This window comes from Flavobacterium terrigena (genome assembly GCF_900108955.1).
In the GTDB taxonomy this organism is placed as follows: domain Bacteria; phylum Bacteroidota; class Bacteroidia; order Flavobacteriales; family Flavobacteriaceae; genus Flavobacterium; species Flavobacterium terrigena.
Map to the genome: position 1 here is coordinate 560569 of NZ_FNYA01000002.1, position 18778 is coordinate 579346.

Below are 18778 nucleotides of genomic sequence, written 5' to 3' on the forward strand. Positions count from 1 at the left end.
TTTTGTATAATCTATTTTGTATAGTGTATAATGCTTAAAAACTAATTTCTCACCCAACAATCTTCCACATGATCATTCACCATTCCAGTGGCTTGCATGTGTGCATAAACTACGGTTGAGCCTACGAATTTGAATCCGCGTTTTTTTAAATCTTTACTTAAAGCATCTGAAATTTCTGTTGTTGCAGGAACATCTCTTAGTGTTTTTCGATTATTATCTATTGGTTTTCCATCTACAAAACCCCAAATGTATTTCGAAAAACTACCAAACTCTTCTTGCACTTTTATAAAAGCTTGTGCATTCGTAACTGCTGCTTTGATTTTTAATTTATTTCTGATAATTCCAACATCTTCGGCTAGAACTTGCAATTTGGCATCGGTAAATTTCGCCACTTTTTGCACATCAAAACCTGCAAATGCTTTTCTGAAATTGTCACGTTTTACTAAAACCGTATACCAACTTAAACCCGCTTGAAACGTTTCTAAAATTAAAAACTCAAACAAAGTGGGATCATCATAAACGGGTTTTCCCCATTCGTTGTCGTGATAATCTTTATATAAATCGGTTTTTTCGCACCAAGCACAACGTTTTTTAGTCATTTATAATAAGTTTTTCGTCTTTATGAATGTATTTCTCAATCAAGAAATGCCCTAAATATATTAATGGTGTTAAGCAAATTGCAATGATTAATTTGAAGGAATAGCCCGTTAAAGAATATTCTACATATTGCTTTGTATTCCAAATTCCCGGTAAGTAAAAGGCAATTCCACCTACAATAAAAGAGTCAATTAGTTGTGAAATAACGGTAGAACCTGTACTTCGTAACCAAATCATTTTTTCACCTGTTTTCTTTTTGAAATAACTAAAAATCGTCACATCTAAAAACTGCGCCACTAAAAACGCAATGATTGAACCTATAATAATCAAATTACTTTGTCCGAAAACAGCAATAAATTGTTCGTTACTAACAGGACTAATCCCTTTGGCTTCGGGAATTTTCATGGAGAAATACAAAACCACAAAACAATAGGCAATTAAACCTGCCGTAATGTAACTTAGTCTTTTTACGCCTTCTTTACCAAAATATTCATTGATTAAATCGGTTGTAATAAACACTATTGGCCACGGCAAAATCCCCATACTTAATACGAAAGGACCAACTTCAATTAGTTTTCCTCCAATAAGTTCGGCAGTGATGGCGTTTGTTATAAAAATTCCCGCCAAAATGATGTATACTATTTCCTTTTTGGTTCTTAGCATTTAGTCTTCGTAATACGCTTCGTCTTCAAAACTATTTCCTCTTCCATTTGAGAAACTCACACGCAAATGATTATCGTTTAACGATTCGTTAATCATAACCTTCATTAAGTGTTCAATTTCTTTATCTTCGATAATTTTTTCTTCGTCGAATCTTCTAAATGCTTTTAAATTTAGCTTGTTATTTTCATCATGAACGAAAGCAATAGCTGTTAATTTTTCAGCGTTTTTCCCGTAAGAATCATCTTCAATATTAATTTTTTTATAGAAGAAATAAGATATTTTTTTATCTTTTAGCGTAATTACTTTTTCATCTAACATTACAATTGAATCGTTTTCTTCATTAACATCTTCATAATAATGAATCGCATTTTTCACAATTGAATCTTTGCTGAACTTATTCAATTCATCCATTTGTTTGTTATGATACAACATTTGAAAAGCCGTATATTTCGTTTTCGGATTTTCAATTAATTTTTCAATATTGTTCTTGTCTAACTTTTTATTTCTAGCCAATTCTCTGTTGGCAATGGCGATATTTAATTCATCAATATTTAATTTTTCCGCTTTTTGATACAATTGACTCATATCTTTTTCGTTTTTAAACGGATATAAAATAGACAAATAACTATTAAATGCTTCTACTGGCGCACCATTTTCATCGTTATAATCGTATTCATCTTCATCGCTTGCTTCATCTTCTGATTTCCAACTTAACAATCGTTTGTATTCTAATTTCGCATTAGTTAACAACATTTTTTTATACGATTTTAATTTTTTCGATTGTGCTTTCTCAGAATTTAGTAACACTTTTACAAAATCTACAATTGGTTCGTGAAACTCGTTAATACTATAATATTCTAATATATTTGGATATAAAACTTGTGAGTTATCAAGATCTGAAGTAAATAAACTAAACAATCCGGAAATTACATATTCATCAGAAATGGGTAAATCGTATTCTAATAATTCTGCGATTTTTTTGTACGCAATTTTACTTTTTTGAAACGTTAACGCTCTTAAAATTGCAAATTGAGTTTGTGTAGAAACATCTTGTGCTTTGTAGGCTTGCTCTAAAAACGGAATAACTTCTGCAGATTTTAAAGAACCAATACTTTCGTATAAATCACCTTTAAATTCCATTTCTTCTTTACGGAATTCGAAATTTTCAATTAATTCTTTCAATTTAGAAAAATCTGCTTCTTCGATTCTTAAATCATGAAAAGATTTTATTGACGAATATCTAATGCTGTCGTGTTCGCTATTTAAGTCTTCTTCAAAAATGCTAAATTTGTTTTCGAAAAAAGTTCTCGACGTAATTTTATCGTCAACTTTAAACGTGTTAAATACCTTTTCAATAAACGGATTATCGTTTTTATAATTCTTGTCTACTAAAGTGGCAAGCGTATAATATTCGCCTTTTTTAAGTACAATTTTATATTTTATGGCTTGTGTGCTTTTTGGTTTTGTAGCTAAAACTTCGTACACATAATAATCATTCGCTTCGTCTTTCGTGAATTTTTCATTCGTTAAATCTAATTTCTGATTTGTTGACAAGGCCAATGTTTTATCCCAAGTTGTCGATTTATAATCTAACGGATTAAATTTTTCTTCCTTTTTTTCTTCGTTTAAAGTTACCACTGAAGACAAAGTTGCATCAACCGCAGCAGCATCAACTACAGCAACCACATCAAGATCTGAATAATCATTATTGTTATTTGAATAATTTTTAGCTTCAAAATCTGTTGCGATATTTTTCTTAATTCTGTTAAATAACGAATCTAACACCGCATAACTTTCATATCTATGTGGCTGAGAATAGGTAATTTCAACAACATTTTTATTTGGTGAGAAAATTTCAAACGTTTTAAATTTCACTTCAAAATGATTGACTTTATCCGCATCCTCTTTGTATCTGTTTTTCCTTTCGAATTTAAAATCTAAATATTCGTTCTGTTGTTTCGGAATATCAACAGAAAAATGAGCCGTAGAATCTTTAAACGTTTTATACACTATTTCTTCTTTTGCATTTGTAATTTCAAATGAATTGAAGAACGTATCTACTTTGCTTTTAGAAGCATTTATAGTTCCTAATAAATAATATTTATTTCCTTTTAATACTGATTTCAAGAAAATATTTTTCTCTTTCAATTTAGATTGAGAAATGAATTCGAATTTGTTTTTATCAAAATGGGTTTGCGTAGAATCTAATTCGTGTGCATTATAAAATTCATAGTGCATTCTTTTCAATTCATATTCTGAATCTTCCAAATTAGAAATATCCATTAATGTACTTTCCATTAAGAAATAGTGCGCATTTTCTTGCTCATCGAAAGCGTAAATTTCTGTATCTTCTAGTTTTTTATTGTCTTTTTTATTACCTACAAACGAATAATAAGAAGGCATTTTTACTTTAAAATTTTGTTTCGTTGGAACAATATTTACAACTTCTTGTTTGTACGATTTGATTTTAATATTGTTATACACCTCATCTTCATATTTTCTAACATAATCACCTTCGCCGCTCATGATTACTGCAATAATTTCAAGTGGTGTGATGTAATATCTATATCTTTCGTTTTTACCAGTTTTCGTTTTACTTTTAATATCGTACACAAAATTACCTTTCTCTTGGTACGATTTTTTCTCCAAAATTTCACCTGGTATGTTTTCGAAAAATAAACTATCTAATGTTTTATGATTGAATTTTTCGTCTTTTTTGCTAATAAAATCTTTTAGCAACATACGTTTCACATTGATATAACCTCCATTACCTAAATCTGGAGATTCTAAATTTTCTTCATTTCTTAAAACTAAAGGAAATAGTGGTAAAGAAACCATTTCATCTGAAGTAGTATTTACTTCAAAAACCGGTTTCACAAAATAATCTTCAATTTGTTTTTTTAATTTTTTTCCTTTTTCTGTATATTCAGAAAGAATTGGCGTTACAGTATATCCTTTTCTACGTAACATTTCAATCATTCCATTTTTTCCTGGTAAGTGTGCTGCACCAACTGCTGCAAACAAACTTCCCGTTTTCATGATTGAATCCATGCTTTTAGACATTACTTCGTTTCTGTCAAAAAGCATCGCTTTGTTGTACGATTTTGGAGAAGAAAGCATGTTTAAAGTATCAATTAAATCTAAATCTTTTTCTCTATACGCATCTCTTAAAACCTCAGCATAAGAACGCTTTTTTAAGATTTTTAAAAACGCCTGCTTGTTTTCGTCCACTTCACTTCTATCCATTTCAGCTTGCGCTTTTTCAATATTTAAAGTCGTAGTTTTTACGTTTTCTAAACCTAAAGTTTTTTTACCATATTTTCTTCCTGTTCTGTAAATGAACATATCCAAATAGGTTTCTTCTTGATATTCTTGATTGGCTTGATTCGTACGAGATAATAATCCGATTAAATTATAATTAGAACCTCTGAAAAGAGAATATAAATTGTTCTTTTCTATTGGCGATGTATAGAAATTAGAATAAAAATTACCACTAGTTTTTGTAGATCTGTAAAAACTGAATAAATCGTATAATTCCGTCCAAGTATTTGGTTCGCTTTCGTTTGCTATAAAATCTGAAGCTAATAATTTTTCGAAAAAAGTATCAGATAAATGAAAAGAAACCTTGTCGGAAACGTGCATCGTTCCATACATATATGATTTTTTGGTTAATCCGTTTCCAGATATTTCCCAAAATAAACTTTGGTATTTCTTCTCTTGCGCTACTGCAGTTATTGACAAAAAAGTCAATAAAAATAAAAACTTCTTCAAAACGAATTATATTAGGTTAATTTCCCCCAAATATAACAAATTGAAATAACTTTTTTCAGGATTTAACATATGTTCTTTTAAAGTTTTTCAGTCAACAAAATTCAATGTATTTATAGAAAGAATACTATAATTTAAAACTTGTTTTAAAATTGTAACATTTTACAAATTATTCTACTAATTTAAAAAAACTAAACTTTAAAAATTATGAATGCACACGAGATAGATTACCATATTTATGGTGAAGAAATGCAATATGTAGAAATCGAATTGGATCCGCAAGAAATTGTTGTAGCTGAAGCTGGCGGATTTATGATGATGGAAGATGGTATAAAAATGGAAACCATTTTTGGTGATGGAAGCACACAACAACAATCGGGAATTTTTGGCAAATTACTTTCTGCAGGAAAAAGAGTTTTAACAGGCGAAAGTTTGTTTATAACTGCTTTTCAAAACCAAGCTTCTGGAAAGAAAAAAGTATCTTTTGCTTCGCCTTATCCTGGAAAGATAATTGCTATAGATTTAAAAGCGTATAACGGAAAATTTATTTGTCAAAAAGATGCTTTCTTGTGTGCTGCAAAAGGTGTTTCAGTTGGAATTGAATTTTCTAAAAAAATCGGAAGAGCTTTATTTGGCGGCGAAGGTTTTATTATGCAAAAATTGGAAGGCGACGGAATGGCATTTGTACATTCTGGTGGAACTTTAGCCAAAAAAGAATTAGCACCTGGTGAAGTGATGCGAATTGACACAGGTTGTGTGGTGGGTTATACACAAGATGTAGATTTTGATATTGAATTTGTTGGCGGTGTGAAAAATACCATTTTTGGTGGTGAAGGAATGTTTTATGCAACACTTCGTGGACCTGGAACTGTATTTGTGCAATCGTTACCGTTTAGCCGATTAGCTGGTAGAATTTTAGCCAACGCGCCTCAAAATGGCGGAGGAAAAGAAGAAGGAAGTTTACTTGGCGGAGTCGGAAGATTATTAGACGGAGATAATTTTTAAACTTCAAACTTATAAAAAACCCTCCGAGAGTTTTGAACTCTCGGAGGGTTAAAATTTATACTTTATAAGTGATTATTACTTCACACTTTTAATTCCCATATTGAACAAAGTAAATGCTTGAATATCTACTTGTTCGTTGATAATTGCTTCCGTTGATTTTCCTGCACCATGACCAGCATTGACATCAATTCGAATTAAAACTGGATTAGTTCCTTGTTGTTTCTCTTGCAATTCTGCAGCAAATTTAAAACTATGCGCTGGCACTACTCTATCATCATGATCACCAGTTGTCACTAAAGTTGCTGGATATTCTATTTTTTTTACGTTATGAACTGGTGAATAATTTTTGATATAATTGAACATTTCTTCACTTTGTTCTGCTGTTCCATAATCGTATGCCCAACCAGCACCTGCTGTAAATGTATGGTAACGTAACATATCTAAAACTCCAACTGCAGGCAACGCCACTTTAAATAAATCCGGACGTTGTAACATGGTTGCTCCAACTAACAAACCACCATTCGAACCACCTTTGATTGCTAAATATTGAGATGACGTATATTTTTGAGCGATTAAATATTCTGCAGCGACAATGAAATCATCAAACACATTTTGCTTTTTCAATTGTGTTCCAGCATCATGCCATTTTTTTCCATATTCTCCACCACCACGTAAATTAGCTACAACATAAACACCACCATTTTCTAACCAAACGGCATTTGCAATACTAAAAGCCGGTGTTAAACTGATATTAAAACCTCCGTAACCATATAAAATAGTTGGATTTTTCCCATTTAATTTCAGCCCTTTTTTGTGTGTGATAATCATTGGAATTTTAGTTCCATCTTTTGAAGTATAAAACACTTGCTTCGACTCGTATTCATCAGAATTAAAATCTACTTTCGGTTTTTCATAAACAGAAGACTTTCCTGATTTCACATCAAAAGAATAAACTGAACTAGGTGTCGTATAATTTGTAAAAGTATAGTACAATATTTTTTCTTCTTTTTTTCCTCCGAAACCACTCGCCGTTCCAATTCCAGGTAATTTTACTTCCGAAATTAAAGCACCATCATAATTATATTGTTTCACCACAGAAATAGCATCTTTCATATAATTAGCAAAAATAAATCCGCCACCAGTTGAAATAGATAAAACATTTTCCGTTTCAGGAATTACATCAACCCAATTTGTTAATTCAGGTTTATTTGCATCAATAATCATTAATTTTTTATTTGGTGCGTTGTTATTTGTAGTCACATATAATTTACTTCCGCGATTATCAATAACATCATAATCATGAAACATATTGTTGACTAAAATTTGTACTTCAAACTTTGGTTTCGTTAAATCTACCAAATACAATTCGTTTGAACTTGTTGCATTTGCAGCAGTAATTACCAAGTATCTATTATCTTCTGTTACACCGCCACCAACATATCTTCTTTTAATATCAGCACCAAAAACAACTTTATCTTCAGATTGAGCCGTTCCTAATTTGTGATAATATAATTTATGTTGATCTGTTTTTGCAGACAATTCGCTTCCCGTTGGTTTATCGTAACTTGAATAATAAAAACCTTCATTTTTATACCAAGAAATACCGCTGAACTTAACATCTACAATAGTTTCACCAATTTTTTCTTTTGTAACCGCATTTAATACAATTACTTTTCTCCAATCTGAACCGGCTTCTGAAATTTGATACGCCACTAAACTTCCATCTTGTGTAAAATTAGTTCCGGCTAAAGAAGTTGTACCATCTTTAGAAAAAGTATTCGGATCTAAAAAAACTTCTTCTTTTCCAGAAGCGTCTTTTCTAAATAAAACAGATTGATTTTGAAGTCCGTTATTTTTATAGAAATACGTATATTTTCCCTCCACAAATGGCGCAGAAATTTTTTCGTAATTCCATAACTTTTCCATTCTAGTTTTAATGTTTTTACGGAATGGAATTTGGTCTAAATAGTTATACGTAACCACGTTTTCTGCTTTTACCCAACTTTCTGTTTCGGCACTTCTATCGTCTTCAAGCCAATGATAAGCGTCAATAACTTCTGTATTAAAATAAACATCTTTATGGTCTATTTTCTTGGTTTTTGGATAGGTAATTTTATTTTGAGCCATAATTCCGACTGAACTAATTAAAGTTGCAAAAATGATTGTTTTTTTCATCTGTTAGTAGTTTTTTGTTGTGTTACAAATATATAATTCTACAAATTAAAATTTACACCTAAAATTATATTTCTTCCCATATTGTAAATTCCATCTGCTTTTAAACGAGATAAATGTGCTACATATTCTTTATTTAATAAGTTTGTAGCTGTAAAATATATGTTAAATTTCGATTTTTTCAACTGAATATCTGTCCCAATTCCTGAAGAAAGCAATAAATAATCATTGGTTTTGGTTTCAAATTCGCCAATTTTATTTTGATTAAACGTGTAATTTGCTTGCAAGAAAACAAAGCTATTTTTTATACTTTTCGACACATCGAAATTAGCTCTAAAGTTATTTTTCCATTGATTTGCTGGAATTAAAGGCAAACTCGATTTGTTGTCTAATTCCCCAATTACCATTTCATAACTACTCGTCATGTGTAACCAATCCATTTCATGTAAATGCAAGTGAATTCCAGCTTCACCACCATATAAAGTCGCATTATTTTGCAAATAATCATAAACAAAATTATCGTCAATTACATTTCCGTTTGGCGAAATAAAAATATAATTGTTGATCTTATTATAAAATCCGTTCGCAAAAAAATCAAAATGTTCCGCATTATAATCGACATTCAAATCCACTTGAAAATTTTGCTCGTTTTTTAAGTTGCCATTTCCAATTTCATAACGATTACTTCCTTCGTGCACACCATTTGAAGATAATTCAGATAAGTTTGGCGCTCTGAAACCTGTTGCGACGTTAATTCGAGATGTGATTTTTTCGGTAATTTGTGTTTTAAATCCTAATGAAGCATTAATACTTTCAAAATCTTTATCTAATTTTTGAAAAGAACCTTCTGTGCCAATATCTCCAAATTCTTGGATATTTACGTTTCTAAAATCGTATCGTACACCAAATTGCAACAGATTTTTATTGAATTTATATTGCGAAGTTCCAAAGAAACCAATATCTGCAATTTTAGCATCTGGAATCAATCTTTCTTCTCCGAAATTTCTGTTTTTCTGGTTCATTCCTTGAAAACCAATTATTGTTTCAAAATTTCCAAAATGAGGTAAATAATATTTCACGTTATAATTGAAGGTTTTCAATTTCATAAAAAGTGCGATTTCATCAGCACCTTCTAATTCTTTTCTATCGTTAAAAACATAACCAGCAGTTGCTTCTAATTTCGAATTTTTAAAGAATACTTTCTGATTGAAACTCAACAAATGATTTTCGATTTTCTGACTTGGAAATAAAGGCGTTCTGAATTTAGAATCTTCGATATCTTCTTCGGGTAAACCTAAATTTAAATCGTTATAATTGTAACGAAAATCGGCTACGTATCGCGAAGTCGCAAAAGAAGTTCCAACTTTAAAATCTTTTTCAATGAAACGTGTATTCACAACTGATTCCCCATTTGGTGTTTTATAATCGGCGTGAGTCGTGTAATTATTTTGGACTAAAAACTTAAATTTATCTTCCGAAGTTTTTAACGTTACCGAACTATTAGAACCTTGTGTATTGCTATTTACAACCTGATTTACGGACAATTCTGTTTTATTATTTGCGGCGTATTTTTCTGGATTGAAATACAAAACGCCGCCCATCGCATCCGAGCCATATAATAAAGAAGCTGGACCTTTTATGATTTCCACACTTTCTTGTCCGTTTGCATTTAATCCTAAACCGTGTTCTTCTCCAAATTGTTGATTTTCCAATCGGATGCCTTGTGCGTAAGTTAAAACTCTGTTTCCGCTTAATCCACGAATAACAGGTTTTCCGATTGAAACTCCAGTCGAAACTACACTTACGCCTGGATTTGTCGCCAAAGCATCTGATAAATTAATAGCGCCGGAATTTTGGATTTGTTTTAGATTAATATGGTCAATTTTTACCACATTTTCATTTTGTGTTTTATTGAAAACAGAAGAAACTAAAATTTCATCGATATGATGATGTTCTTCTTCTAAAACAATATCAAGTGTTTTTTGTTCTTCTTTTCCGACTGAAATTTGTTCGGATTTAATTTCGAATTTATCTTTTTTGAAAATTAAAGTCCATTTTCCAATAGGTAGATTCTTGATTTCAAACTGTCCGTTTTCGTTAGATTTCGTATGAATATTAGCATCTGAAACTGAAATTTCAACATTATAAATTGCTTCATTATTTTCGTTTTTTATGGTTCCAGAAATGGAATTTTGAGCAAAGCCCATACTTGTAAAGCCCATCAAAATGATGAGAAAAATATATTTTTTCATTTTTGTAAAGTTTAAATTTAATGTAATAGAAATATTTTAAACACAGATTTCACAGATTAGCACAAATAAAATATTTGAGTAATGAGTGTTTTTTGTTTTAATAAATCAAAAGAAAGATTCTGAATCAAGTTCAGAATGACAAATTTAAACTACAGGCGGACCTCGATGAGAGAAACATAAAAATTCCTTTTCTTTTACGATAGATTCGTAAGTATTAGAAAAATGGAATTTTGGTTGTGGAGAAAATAAATGAACTACATAAATATCTTCCGCTAAAAACGCTGCGAATTGAAAATCACAGACCGGACAATCTTCATGATTATCTTGTGAAAATTGTGTTTTAGAAGTGTTTTTATGAGCTATTTCATCATGAGAATGATGTTGATGTGCTTCATCCGTAAAAATGTGCAACGATTGATAGCATATAGCAAAAAGAATTGCCAAAGCCATTAATATATTCGTTTTTACATGATTTTTTGAAACATTCATTTTGCGAAAATAATCATTTTCTAATTAAAAAATGTTAAAAAAATTACATAAAAAAGAGCTTTAAAATTAAAGCTCTTTTTAAAACATTTATTTGATCTTACACCAAATTATTCTTAACTAGATATTCAGCAATTTGAACTGTGTTTGTAGCTGCTCCTTTACGTAAATTATCAGCAACAATCCATAAATTTAATGTATTTGGCTGACTTCCATCTCTACGGATTCTTCCAACGAAAACATCATCTTTACCTTCTGCATAAAATGGCATTGGATATGTAAAAGTATCTAAATTATCTTGAACTGTAATTCCAGGTGTGTTGTGTAAAATTGTACGTACTTCGTTCACATCAAAATCGTTATGAAATTCTACGTTTACTGCTTCACTATGTCCACCAACAACTGGAATTCTAACAGCAGTTGCCGTAACACCAATCGTTTTATCGTTTAAGATTTTTTGTGTTTCACGAACCAATTTCATTTCTTCTTTGGTATAATCGTTATCTTCAAAAACATCACATTGTGGAATTGCATTTCTGTGAATTTGGTATTTGTAAGCCATTTCGCCTTTAATACCTGCATATTCGTTTTCTAATTGTTGCACACCTTTTACACCTGTTCCAGTGATAGATTGGTAAGTTGAAACAATTACACGTTTGATTTTATATTTCTTATGTAATGGTGCTAAAGCCATCACTAATTGAATTGTAGAACAATTCGCATTTGGAATAATTTTATCGTCTTTCGTTAAGATATCCGCATTGATTTCTGGAACCACTAATTTCTTAGTTTCGTCCATTCTCCAAGCTGAAGAATTATCAATAACTGTAGTTCCAGCTGCAGCAAATTTTGGCGCCCAAGCTAAAGAAGTTTCTCCTCCTGCAGAAAACAAAGCAATATCTGCTTTCATATCTACAGCTGTCTGCAAACCAACAACTTTATATTTTTTCCCGTCGAATTCAATTTCCTTACCAACAGATTTTTCTGAGGCAACAGGAATTAATTCCGTAACTGGAAAATTTCTTTCTTTTAATATTTGAAGCATTACTTCTCCCACCATTCCAGTGGCTCCAACAACGGCTACTTTCATTTGTTTAAATTTTATTTTTTTAGCACTGCAAAAGTATAAAACTTATCGCTAACATTTTTAACTAAAAAAGTTAATAATCATAAAAAAACTGCCCGAAAGCAGTTCTTTTATTTTTGAGTTATTACTTTACTAATGAGTCTAATAAAGTCACTAATTCTGGTGATGATGGTCTTGGTGCATCAGCACTTACAATTTTTCCTTCTGGACTAATTAAGATAAATCTTGGTATACCATTAATTTTATATCCTTGAACGAAATCAGATTTCCAATCTTTATCTGCTAATAATTGAATTCCACCTAAGTTTTTATCTGTAACAAATTTGTTCCATTTTTCTTTGTCTTTCATTACATCAACAGAAATACTTACGAATTCGATATTTTTCCCGTGATAAGCTTCTTCTGTTTTTTGTAAAAAAGGAATCTCTTGACGACAAGGTCCACACCATGTAGCCCAAACATCAATATACACATATTTCCCTTTTAAACTTTCTAAAGAAGTTAATCCACCTTTATGATTTTCGAAATTAAATGAAGGCGAAGCTGTTCCGTTCAATTTTTTTAATTCAAAACTAGAAGCTAAATATTGAACCATTCCTTTCATACCATTTTCTACATCTGTTTTGTATTTCGTTACAAAACCTGCATCTAAATCTTTAGGCATAGCTGCGAAAATGCTTTCTTTATATTTAGCAACTTCTACATTTAACGCGTCTAAATTTTCAGCCTTCATCATTGGTTCCATCTTAGATTGATCAGCCTGTTTTAAAGTTTCAGCAGCTAAAAAAGTATTTTCATTTGCGCCTTTTCCTTTAAATTTAATCGTATTATCAAAATCTTTATAATCTAAAGCAACTTGAATATCAGTTGTGTTTGTTAAATATAAATCCGCATATTGCTCATCTACTTCCAACTTAAACATACCGTCTGTAACTTTAAAAGTTGAATTAAAATTCCCTTTTTTATCAGCTACAATCATTTGACTAAAACCTCTTGATTTTACATAAATGGTATCTGTTGGCTTGTTCGCAATTTTTGCTGAAAATTTTACTTGAGCGCTTGCTGTTAAAGAAAAAACTCCCGCTAATACTGCAATTAAAAATGTTTTGTTTTGTGTCATTTTAGTTATTTTTAAAATATAAAGCGTAAATATAAAAGTTTTATAAATATAATTACCTAAAAAATTGTTAAGATTATTAGCCTTTAAACTTAATAAAATTTAAAATTATTATACTTTTGCAAAAAATAAAAAACAATGTTTAGAAGTTTTACTTGTGGCGAATTAAATGCTACACATATTAATCAGGAAGTTACATTAGCAGGTTGGGTTCAAAAAACACGTGATAAAGGATTTATGATTTGGATTGATTTGCGTGACCGATATGGAATTACACAATTAATTTTAGACGAAACCAGAACCGACAAAGCTATTTTTGATAAAGCAAAATCTTTAGGTCGTGAATTTGTAGTTCAAGTAAAAGGTACTGTAATTGAGCGTGAATCTAAAAACAAAAACATACCAACTGGTGATATTGAAATTTTAGTTTCTGAATTAACGATTCTAAACGATTCATTAACGCCTCCATTCACTATTGAAGATGAAACGGACGGTGGTGAAGACATCAGAATGAAATATCGTTATTTAGATATTCGTAGAAATCCAGTTAAAAACAGTTTATTATTCCGTCATAAAGTGGCACAAGAAGTAAGAAACTATTTATCTAACCAAGGTTTTTGTGAAGTTGAAACGCCATATTTAATTAAATCTACTCCAGAAGGTGCGCGTGATTTCGTAGTGCCAAGTAGAATGAACGAAGGACAATTTTACGCGTTACCACAATCGCCACAAACTTTCAAACAATTATTGATGGTTGGTGGAATGGATAAATATTTCCAAATTGTGAAATGTTTCCGTGATGAAGATTTACGTGCCGATAGACAACCAGAATTTACACAAATTGACTGCGAAATGGCTTTCGTAGAACAAGAAGATATTTTAAATCAGTTTGAAGGATTAACCCGTCATTTATTGAAAGAAGTTAAAGGAATTGAAGTTGAAAAATTTCCTCGTATTACTTACGATTACGCCATGAAAACGTATGGTAATGACAAACCAGATATTCGTTTCGGAATGGAATTTGGTGAATTAAACGAAGTAACAAAACATAAAGATTTCCCAGTATTTAACGCTGCTGAATTTGTAGTTGGAATTGCCGCTCCAGGTTGTGCATCATATACTAGAAAAGAAATTGATGCTTTAATTGATTGGGTAAAACGCCCTCAAATTGGCGCAACAGGAATGATTTATTGTAAATATGAATTAGACGGAAGTTTAAAATCATCTGTAGATAAATTTTTCGATCAAAAAGACTTAAAAAAATGGGCAGAAATTACTGGTGCAAAACCTGGTGATATGATATTTGTTTTATGTGGAAATACAGATAAAACAAGAACACAACTTTCTGCATTACGTATGGAATTAGCAACGCGTTTAGGATTGAGAAATCCGGATGTATTTGCACCTCTTTGGGTTTTAGATTTCCCTTTATTAGAATGGGATGAAGAATCTGAAAGATATCATGCGATGCACCACCCATTCACTTCTCCAAAACCAGAAGATATGCATTTAATTACTACCGATCCAGGTAAAATTAGAGCCAACGCTTACGATATGGTTTTAAACGGAAATGAAATTGGCGGTGGCTCGATTCGTATTCACGATAGAGATTTACAAGCTAGAATGTTCGAATTATTAGGTTTCTCAAAAGAAGAAGCAGAAAATCAATTTGGTTTCTTAATGAGTGCTTTCCAATACGGTGCACCACCACACGGAGGTTTAGCTTTTGGATTGGACAGATTGGTTGCCATCTTAGGCGGACAAGAGACTATCAGAGACTTTATTGCCTTCCCAAAAAACAATTCTGGAAGAGATGTTATGATTGATGCGCCTTCTGCAATTGACGACAAACAATTAGAAGAATTAAGCATCAAGTTAAATATCACAAAATAAAATCACAATTTTCTTGCTTGTGTCGAATAAATTTATATATTTGCTCATTATTAATAATTAAATACGCATATAATGCAAACAGGAACAGTAAAATTCTTCAATGAAACTAAAGGTTTTGGTTTCATCACTAACGAAGATACAGGTAAGGACATTTTTGTTCACGCTACAGGAATCAAGGTTGAAAACTTAAACGAAGGAGACCGTGTTAGTTACGAAGAAGAAGAAGGAAGAAAAGGAATTGTAGCAACGAATGTTGTAATATTAAACGATTAATTTATTACCGTCTAAAAACGCTCCCCATAAAGGAGCGTTTTTTTTGTGCCTTATTTTTTATTTAGAATGATTATAAATGTATTCATTTTAATGAAATTACTATTCTTATTAGAGTTTAAATTTTGATAATACCACAATACAAATTATTTTTGTAGCTATTTTCAAATCAACACTAAAAATGCAAAATTCTCAAATCGATTTTATACCAATTCTAATGCAAGTTGTGCTTGCTGTAGGGTTTGTTGCTGGAACTATTGCAATTTCTAACTTATTAGGTCCAAAAAGATCATCTGTAAACAAAGACAAAAGTTTCGAATGTGGAATTGAATCTGTTGGAAACGCACGTATTCCTTTTTCTGTAAAATACTTTTTAGTAGCTATTTTATTCGTTCTTTTTGACGTGGAAGTTATTTTCATGTATCCTTGGGCCGTAAATTTTAAAGAAATGGGCGTTGATGGGTTGATTAAGATGAGTATCTTTATGATTTTATTACTAATTGGTTTCTTCTATGTAATTAAGAAGAAAGCATTAGTTTGGGAATAACAAATTGGAACGTATGGAAAAGAATAAAGTAAATATGGTTGACGCTCCAGAAGGGCATGTTGGTGAAGGGTTCTTCGCAACGAAATTAGACCAAGTAGTTGGTTTAGCTCGTGCCAATTCATTATGGCCATTGCCGTTTGCCACTTCATGCTGTGGTATTGAATTTATGGCAACAATGGCTTCACATTACGATTTAGCTCGTTTTGGTTCTGAACGTGTGAGTTTTTCTCCTCGTCAGGCGGATATGTTGTTAGTAATGGGGACAATCTCAAAAAAAATGGCGCCAATTTTACGTCAAGTTTACGAACAAATGTCAGAACCTCGTTGGGTTATTGCGGTTGGAGCTTGCGCTTCTTCAGGTGGTATTTTTGATACGTATTCTGTTTTACAAGGAATTGACAAAGTAATTCCTGTAGACGTTTATGTACCAGGTTGCCCACCACGTCCGGAACAAATTGTTGATGGCGTGATGCAATTACAAGAGTTAGTAAAAAGTGAATCTCAAAGAAGAAGACATTCTCCAGAATATAAGGAATTGTTAGCTTCATATAACATAGAATAATAATGGCTTTAGAATCATTAGACATACAAAACAAATTGCAAGAAACTTTTGGTGAGCATGTAAAGTATTTCAGAACTGAATACGACATGTTTGTATTAGAAGCGAATGCAGATGTAGTGTATAACGTAATAAAGTTTTTAAAAGAAGAGCCTTCTTTGAACTTTAATTTTCTTACTGACCTTTGTGGTGTACATTATCCAGATAGCGAAGTAAACGAACAATTTTGTGTGGTGTATCATTTACACAATTGGTACGAAAACAAAAGAATTAGAGTAAAAACATTTTTAAACGGAACAACTCCAGAAATAAAATCTGTAACTTCATTATATAATTGTGCAGATTGGATGGAAAGAGAAACTTTCGATTTCTACGGAATCATTTTCAAAGGGCATCCAAATTTAGTTCGTATTTTAAATATGGACGAAATGGTATCTTTCCCAATGAGAAAAGAATTCCCATTGGAAGATTCAGGAAGAACAGACAAAGACGACCGTTTCTTTGGCAGAACCGTTAATAATTCAGCAATTTAACATGGGAAACGTAGTACTACCTGCAGATCACAGATATTATAAATATATCGAAGAACGTCACAATGAAGACGGAAGTGAATTAGCAATTTTAAACTTAGGACCAACTCACCCTGCCACTCACGGAATTTTTCAAAACATCTTATTAATGGATGGAGAAAGAATTTTAGATGCAGAACCTACAATTGGTTACATTCATAGAGCATTTGAGAAAATCGCGGAAAATCGCCCATTTTATCAAATTACACCGCTTACAGACCGAATGAATTATTGTTCATCGCCAATCAATAACATGGCTTGGTGGATGACTTTAGAAAAATTATTAGATATCGAAGTTCCAAAACGCGCACAATATTTACGTGTTATCGTAATGGAATTAGCTCGTATTACCGACCATTTAATTTGTAACTCTATTTTAGGAGTAGATACTGGTGCATATACAGGTTTCCTTTATGTATTTCAATTCCGTGAAAAGGTTTATGAAATTTACGAAGAAATTTGTGGTGCTCGTTTAACAACAAATATGGGAAGAATTGGTGGTTTCGAAAGAGATTGGACACCAAAAGCATTTGAATTACTAGATGTATTTTTAAAAGATTTCCCAGTTGCTTGGAAAGAATTTGAAGATTTATTTACAAGAAATAGAATTTTTATAGACAGAACAGTTAACGTAGGACCAATTACAGCTGAACAAGCTATGTCTTACGGATTTACAGGCCCGAACTTAAGAGCGGCTGGTGTAGATTATGACGTTCGTGTGGCACAACCATACTCTTCTTACGAAGATTTCGAATTTAATATTCCTGTTGGAAAATCAGGTGATACTTACGACAGATTCTGTGTAAGAAACGCTGAAGTTTGGGAAAGTTTAAGCATTATCCGTCAGGCTTTAGATAAAATGCCAGAAGGAAATGTATATCACGCAGATGTTCCAGATTATTACCTTCCTCCAAAAGAAGATGTATACCATAATATGGAAGCCTTAATTTATCACTTTAAAATTGTAATGGGTGAAGTTCCTGTTCCAGTTGCTGAAGTTTATCATCCTGTTGAAGGTGGTAATGGTGAATTAGGATTCTATTTAATTACAGACGGAAGTAGAACTCCATATAGATTACATTTCAGAAGACCAAGTTTTATATATTATCAAGCATATCCTGAAATGATTAAAGGTTCAATGTTGTCAGATGCCATTGTAATCTTATCAAGTTTAAATGTAATTGCTGGCGAATTAGACGCTTAATAAAATTATAAATGATGAGTTTTAAAATCTTAAAATTCAAAATTTAAAATAAGACAAATGGAAATATCAAATATCAAACAAGAGATAAACATAACTGAAGCGTTAATGACTCGTATTAACGAATTAATCAGTCATTATCCTACAGATAAAAAGAAATCGGCATTAATACCCGTTTTACATGAAGTACAAGATGCTCATGACAATTGGTTAAGTGTAGAACTTCAACAAAAAGTAGCAGAAATTTTAGAAATTCTTCCAATCGAAGTGTATGAAGTAGTAACTTTCTATACAATGTTTAACACAAAACCTGTGGCTAAATATATGTTCGAATTTTGCAGAACATCTTGTTGTGTCACTCGTGGTGTAGAAGATTTAATGGATTACGCTTGTTCTAAATTGGGCGTGAAAGAAGGAGAAATTACTTCAGACGGCATGTTTCAAGTGGTTGGTGTAGAATGTTTAGGTGCTTGTGGATATGCTCCAATGTTACAATTAGGTGATTTTTATCACGAAAAACTTTCTAAGGAATCTTTCGATAATTTAATCGAAGATTGCAAAGCAGAAAAAATAACTTTACACGATAAATAAT

16 protein-coding genes are annotated in these 18778 nt (G+C 31.5%); 8 read left to right on the top strand and 8 right to left on the bottom strand.

Annotated features, from left to right (window positions below; genetic code table 11):
- Nucleotides 1-41 precede the first annotated feature (41 nt).
- Genes BMX42_RS05885 through BMX42_RS05895 form a run of 3 tightly spaced genes read right to left on the bottom strand, consistent with a single transcriptional unit; the run spans nt 42 to nt 5031 of the window.
- The gene (locus BMX42_RS05885) at nt 42-599 is read right to left on the bottom strand and encodes a DNA-3-methyladenine glycosylase I (protein WP_091310340.1); all 558 of its coding nucleotides are present in this window, start codon (nt 597-599) and stop codon (nt 42-44) included.
- Nucleotides 592-1260, bottom strand: a complete 669-nt coding sequence (locus BMX42_RS05890; protein WP_091310343.1) for a queuosine precursor transporter — start codon at nt 1258-1260, stop codon at nt 592-594. The genes BMX42_RS05885 and BMX42_RS05890 overlap by 8 nt, the downstream gene beginning before the upstream one ends.
- A complete protein-coding gene (locus tag BMX42_RS05895; protein WP_143055608.1) occupies nt 1261-5031 on the bottom strand; it encodes a TraB/GumN family protein in 3771 nt (1256 codons plus the stop codon).
- Between the two features lie 204 nt (nt 5032-5235).
- Here BMX42_RS05895 and BMX42_RS05900 point away from each other — a divergent pair, with 204 nt between their 5' ends.
- A complete protein-coding gene (locus tag BMX42_RS05900; protein ID WP_091310350.1) occupies nt 5236-6033 on the top strand; it encodes a TIGR00266 family protein in 798 nt (265 codons plus the stop codon).
- A 75-nt stretch (nt 6034-6108) separates the two neighbouring features.
- On the opposite strand, the gene BMX42_RS05905 is transcribed toward BMX42_RS05900, so the two are convergent.
- The 5 genes from BMX42_RS05905 to BMX42_RS05925 all read right to left on the bottom strand — a co-directional run bounded on the left by BMX42_RS05905 (nt 6109) and on the right by BMX42_RS05925 (nt 13150).
- On the bottom strand, nt 6109-8208 hold the full coding sequence (locus tag BMX42_RS05905; protein ID WP_091310354.1) for a prolyl oligopeptidase family serine peptidase: 2100 nt from the start codon (nt 8206-8208) through the stop codon (nt 6109-6111).
- Nucleotides 8209-8246: 38 nt separating this feature from the next.
- A complete protein-coding gene (locus BMX42_RS05910; RefSeq protein ID WP_091310357.1) occupies nt 8247-10457 on the bottom strand; it encodes a TonB-dependent receptor in 2211 nt (736 codons plus the stop codon).
- A 144-nt stretch (nt 10458-10601) separates the two neighbouring features.
- A complete protein-coding gene (locus tag BMX42_RS05915; protein WP_091310360.1) occupies nt 10602-10946 on the bottom strand; it encodes a hypothetical protein in 345 nt (114 codons plus the stop codon).
- Between the two features lie 97 nt (nt 10947-11043).
- On the bottom strand, nt 11044-12033 hold the full coding sequence (locus BMX42_RS05920) for an aspartate-semialdehyde dehydrogenase (RefSeq protein ID WP_091310362.1): 990 nt from the start codon (nt 12031-12033) through the stop codon (nt 11044-11046).
- A 121-nt stretch (nt 12034-12154) separates the two neighbouring features.
- On the bottom strand, nt 12155-13150 hold the full coding sequence (locus BMX42_RS05925) for a TlpA family protein disulfide reductase (RefSeq protein ID WP_091310365.1): 996 nt from the start codon (nt 13148-13150) through the stop codon (nt 12155-12157).
- A 135-nt stretch (nt 13151-13285) separates the two neighbouring features.
- Here BMX42_RS05925 and aspS point away from each other — a divergent pair, with 135 nt between their 5' ends.
- The 7 genes from aspS (at nt 13286) to BMX42_RS05960 (ending at nt 18777) form a co-directional block, all read left to right on the top strand.
- Nucleotides 13286-15040, top strand: coding sequence for an aspartate--tRNA ligase (gene aspS / locus BMX42_RS05930; protein ID WP_091310368.1), 1755 nt, complete (start codon nt 13286-13288; stop codon nt 15038-15040).
- A gap of 72 nt (nt 15041-15112) precedes the next feature.
- Nucleotides 15113-15313 carry a cold-shock protein gene (locus BMX42_RS05935; protein WP_091310371.1) on the top strand — a complete coding sequence of 67 codons (201 nt, stop codon included), beginning with the start codon at nt 15113-15115 and terminating at the stop codon, nt 15311-15313.
- 178 nt (nt 15314-15491) lie between these two features.
- On the top strand, nt 15492-15857 hold the full coding sequence (locus BMX42_RS05940) for an NADH-quinone oxidoreductase subunit A (RefSeq protein WP_091310374.1): 366 nt from the start codon (nt 15492-15494) through the stop codon (nt 15855-15857).
- 13 nt (nt 15858-15870) lie between these two features.
- Nucleotides 15871-16419: an NADH-quinone oxidoreductase subunit B gene (locus BMX42_RS05945; RefSeq protein WP_091310376.1), complete on the top strand. Its 549-nt coding sequence runs from the start codon at nt 15871-15873 to the stop codon at nt 16417-16419.
- Nucleotides 16420-16421: 2 nt separating this feature from the next.
- Complete coding sequence (locus BMX42_RS05950; RefSeq protein WP_091310379.1) at nt 16422-16949, top strand: NADH-quinone oxidoreductase subunit C; 528 nt, start codon at nt 16422-16424, stop codon at nt 16947-16949.
- A 1-nt stretch (nt 16950) separates the two neighbouring features.
- Nucleotides 16951-18189, top strand: coding sequence for an NADH-quinone oxidoreductase subunit D (locus BMX42_RS05955; protein ID WP_091310382.1), 1239 nt, complete (start codon nt 16951-16953; stop codon nt 18187-18189).
- 57 nt (nt 18190-18246) lie between these two features.
- Nucleotides 18247-18777, top strand: a complete 531-nt coding sequence (locus tag BMX42_RS05960; protein ID WP_091310385.1) for a complex I 24 kDa subunit family protein — start codon at nt 18247-18249, stop codon at nt 18775-18777.
- The last annotated feature ends 1 nt before the right edge of the window (nt 18778 follow it).